At 57.5% G+C, this 4,715-nt stretch carries 2 protein-coding genes and 2 pseudogenes; all 4 read right to left on the bottom strand.

The window, feature by feature from the left end; genetic code table 11:
- Positions 1-2,393 (bottom strand): two-partner secretion domain-containing protein (locus EQY_RS0121995; protein ID WP_000113831.1); only part of this gene is annotated, 2,393 nt, incomplete at its 3' end.
- A 42-nt stretch (positions 2,394-2,435) separates the two neighbouring features.
- Entirely contained in the window at positions 2,436-4,115 is a 1,680-nt protein-coding gene (locus tag EQY_RS0121990; protein WP_000047665.1) for a ShlB/FhaC/HecB family hemolysin secretion/activation protein, read from the bottom strand.
- A 15-nt stretch (positions 4,116-4,130) separates the two neighbouring features.
- Positions 4,131-4,355: pseudogene (locus tag EQY_RS0121985) on the bottom strand (integrase core domain-containing protein); the annotation flags it as partial.
- Positions 4,343-4,715: pseudogene (locus EQY_RS27050) on the bottom strand (IS66 family transposase); the annotation flags it as partial. The pseudogenes EQY_RS0121985 and EQY_RS27050, both read right to left, overlap by 13 nt.

Below are 4,715 nucleotides of genomic sequence, written 5' to 3'. Positions count from 1 at the left end.
TAGAGCCCCCCCCCCGCCGTCTGCTTCTGGCTACGGTTCGCCTGGCTATCTTCGGCGCTCACAAACGCCACATTTTTACCGCTGATCTGCACATCGCCCGCGTTAGCCTGTAGCCGCGAGCCGGTGAACTGCACATCATCACCCGCCGTCAGTGCGACACTAGCGCCCTGGATCTGGCTACCTCGATGCGTCACGCTCTGGCTCGTCTCCTGCTGGACCGTATGTTCGAGTCCCAGGCCGACGCGGTACTGCTTGTCGCCCTGTTTTTTGGCGTAGGTCCTGGCATGCAGCGAAGTGCTTTGTTCGTCACGGCTATCGACTCTCGCCGCCGCCTTGACATCGACACGTCCGCCTGCGTTCAGGTCAACGTGTCCGTCTCCCGCCACTTGGCTGCCCAGCACCTGAATGTCCCCCGCGCTCTGCACTCGTAGATTCACGTCCGACGTCAGCTGACTGGCGCGCAACTGCTCATGGCTCTCCTTACGCTGCTGGGAGGCGGTGGTGATGTTGAAGACGCCGCCGCGCCGGCTGTTATCCTGCTCACTCGAGGTATTTACCACATGATCGATGACTACATTCCCTTGACGCGCCTGCACCACCCCGCCGCGCCCGCCCTGCGCACGGCTGCCTCTGATCGTCACACCCTGCCCGCCGCTGATCGTCAGCGTACCACCGCTCTCGACCTCGCTGGCATGGCTGCGCTCCTGGCTATGGTTGTTGTCCCGCTCACCGCCGCCGCCAATGCCGCCCCAGTAGGTATGGTTATCGACCTCGCTCTTACGGTTCGCGACATTCTGCACATCCAGCGTCACCGTCCCCGCCGCCGCGATCTCAGCATCGTTATTACTCTGGATCTGTGCGGCTTGCGCGTTCAGGTTGCCCTTCGCCTGCAACACCGCGTCATGGCCGGCGCGTAGGCTGACTTGACGTAGACGCTCCTCGCTCTGGCGCTGTTGCCAGCGCCCGCTATTCAGGCTGGCGCCCTCGTTGCGCTTATAGCCCGTCAGCTGGCTTTCATCGTGCTCACGTACGCCACGCAACGTGATGTCGCCCTGCGACCGTAGCCGAATATCCTGCCCCGCCTTCACCTCACTGCCCTCCAGACGTAAGTCGCCACGCGTGGCGCTAAGATTGGCGTTGTGGCGCGCCTCAATCCGCCCCGTCTGCACCTGTTGTTGGCTGTTATGGCGGGTTTCGTCATGTTGCCAGGAGTAAAACCAGCGATTGTCGGTCTGCTCCTGACGCTGCGTCAGGAGCTGGCCATCCAGCAAGACGTCGCCACCCTGGATCGTCACATCGTCGCCGCGCAGATCCGTCGCCGTCAGATGGTTACTCTCCGCTGCCACCAGCGTCAGGTTCTTGCCGCTGATCTCCGTACGCCGGTACCTCTGCTTCTGCTGGCTCGCGTGAACGTCGATCCCTCCGCGGTAGTTCTGATAGTTATCCTTGCCGCTGCTCTGTGTCGCACGTTCGGTGAGGGTACCTTCGGCGCGCAGTGTCTTCGCCTGTAGCGTCACATCCCCGCCACGCAGTTGCGCCGACTGTAGCGCCAGGCGATCTTTCGCCTTGACCTTGATGGCCTGCTCGGCTTGGAGGCTACCCGCCAACTTCACCCCACTCCCCTCGGCGGTATTGATGATGCGGATGCGTCCGGCCTGCATGCTACCTAGGTAGTAGCTGTCTAATGCCGTATCGTTGGGGGCTGACTCGATCTGTGTCAGATCGCGCGTCAGCCGATTGTTGCCGCTGATGGCATTAATCGCAACGGCGCGTACGGCACCGTTGCTCTCGATACGAGGGGCCACCAGATCCAGTACGTGCTCTGCCGCCACCCCTCCGCTACCGATCTGCAACAGATTGTGATTATTCAGCGTAGAATAAGCGCGCAACATACCATTCTCGATCAGCGGATTACCCACCACCAGCGAGGAGCGGGAGGTATTAATAAAGCCGCACCCGTCGCAGGTAATGCCGTTGGGGTTGGCCAAGACATAGTCCGCCGCCATGCCAAACACCTCTTGTTGACCGAGCAGCAACGAAGGGTTACGGCTGATTACCTCGTTGAGGATTACGCTGGCGCTGTGCCCGTTCAGATTCGGGTTGGCGGCCAGTTGCCCCGCTAGCTGTGACTGGCCTGCGCTCAAGGCGTTATTGAATACCGCGCCGGGCCGGTTGACGTTAAAGTCTTGATACTGGTTATGGGAGAGGCCCTGATCCGTCGGTTTAACAATGTTAACAACTTGGGTGCCATTCGCTGCCGTCGACACCCCTGGCCCCAATGCCCCACCATCCGCGACGATACCCGCAGCAAAACTGCTACAGGTGACAAAGGAGATGGCGATAATGCTCGCCAAACGTCCGGCTGAAGAGAGTTTAAAATATTGACGTGCCATAGAGATTACCTCATGTTAAGGTCAAGCAACGTTGAGAATGGGTTAAAAGGAGTAAGAAAACTGCGTAAGTAACTGAGTCGATTGTTTTGGAAAGTTATGATTGGCAAGCGCCCGGGCTCGTCCGACTTCAATGTCGAGCTGCGCGGACATCATATTCAGCGTTACACCCGCCATGGCGCCGACACCACTCTGCCATCCTTGCTGGCCGATACTCGACCGCACGCGGCCGACATCCACACCGAGGCGCGGTGTCAGCGTCAACGTACGCCACGTCACCGGACGCGACAGCGTATTCTGCCAATACCAACCGTTATCCGCCGACAGACTGCCCCGCTTGAATCCACGTATCGCACTGTGATCCGTCAGGTTGATCCATTCGATACCCGGCAACGGATCCCGACTGTATTGCCCATACCATTGGCTAGAGAAGCGGTAGTCTGCGCCGAGCAGAGTGAAACTTTGGCTTAACGAGGCGGCCAACTTCAGCTTGGTGTACTGCGCCTCTGCCCCGGTGCGTAGTCGTCCGCGATCGGCGCCCAGCACGCGCACGCCTCGCTCCACGCTGAGATTTCCCGTCGCCAGCCCGTATGGCAAGACATGCAGATGGTTAAGCCCAAGCTCCACCACGCTCAGTGTCGGGCTGCTAACCTGTAGCAGATCATCCTGTAAGTAGTTACGAATGTGCTTCGCGGTTAATTGGGCGCTCAACGTGTTAATTTGCCGCTGGCTACGTTGAATCACGTCATCGACACGCAAGCCATATTGGCTGGATGCACCATCCAGACGAATACGGGTATGCAGCAACGGCTGGTACATCAGATAGTGTGAAAAACTGGCGAACCCGCTAAAGGTCAAGGCGCCGTAAGGCAGTGAATAAAACAGCATATAGCTGCGGCTGTAACGCTCCGCAGGTCGCGCCAGCGTCGAAGAGAGGCTCAAGCTGGCGAAATCGGAGAGCCCTAAGGGGCTATCCAGCGTGGCATTACCACGCGCCACCCACTCCCCGGTTCCCTGCTGACCCGCGTTATCCAACGAGGTGCTCACCTGCCAAGGACGACTGCGTTGGTTATACAAGCGAATAACCGAGCCGCCGACCCGCTTACCCGGTAAAATATCCATGCTGACGTGGTTCGAGCGCAGACGATTAGCCTGATCCAATCCCTGATCCAGTTCGCTTAAGCGCAACGGTTTGCCGATCAAGCCAGGAAACAGCCAGCGTCGGTTTACGCTCCGATCGCCCCCCTCAATACGCTCGATATACCCTTCAGTGACTCGTAGGCCTAACTCACCGCGCGCATTGGGACGCAAAAATTGCACCCGTGCCGTGATATACCCCTTATCCAAATATAAGGCGGTAATTTGTTTGGCTAACCGGTTAACATCACGACTACTAATACAGTTCGTTGGCAGCGCATCCAATGTCGCGAGATCGTGCAAGGACAATAGCGTAATCCCGGTTAAATAAACCCCACTGATCGGTAGGCAGGTGTCGATATCACGTAATTGATCCGCGCCTGCGACGGAGGGCACAGCATGTTGTTGTTTGGTTAGACGTTGCAGCGCCTGCTGCTCCAGCAATGAATTAAGCTGCCGGGTACTGTTTTGTAACGCTCGGCGCGACTCATCGGTTGGTGTATTGTCCCACTGGGAGCTCGCCCCCACACTGCTTGTTACGCACCAGATCATCACCCATAGCAGTCTACAAATTAAAGTTTTACTCATTGGATTTGCCTGCCCCTATATTTCCAGATACCTGTTATCACTTAACCCACTACTGGCCCGCTGACGCAGATATTCCCGTGGCGAGCGATAACCCAGTGCACTATGCGGATGCCATTCGTTATAATGCTCGAACGCCTCTGCAAGGCTCTTTGCTGTCGTTAGCCCGTCTGGTTTGGGCATGATATTGATGTAGTCACGCTTTATCGTTTTCACGAAGCTCTCTGCTATTCCGTTATTCTGCCGGATTCGTACAACGCCCGGTAACCACCGTAAGCATCGGCCTGAAGCACACCACTGAAATCGGCCAGATGATTCTGTGGATGTATGTCTTTCCGGTCCGGGCTGTATGCGAACCAGACCGCCGGGGGCATCTGTGAACCGGCGTTACGGTCATCACGGACGTAGACCCACAGCCAGGTTGTCCGGGTTTTACCACTGCCCGACTCCTGGACAGGCTTGCATATTTCCCGGTGACGATATGAGCCAAGAGTCCCGATACTGCATAACTGCGTTTAGGGGGGAAAGTGGTGCCTGCACGATATGGTCGTGCAGACAGCAAGTCTGTATCGGATGACTGTGATTCTCTCCTCTCAATTCAAA

Origin of the sequence: Escherichia sp. TW14182, assembly GCF_000208525.1 — a bacterium.
GTDB lineage: Bacteria > Pseudomonadota > Gammaproteobacteria > Enterobacterales > Enterobacteriaceae > Escherichia > Escherichia ruysiae.
Note: the sequence above shows the minus strand (reverse complement) of the source record. Positions and strands in the feature narration are given on the sequence as shown.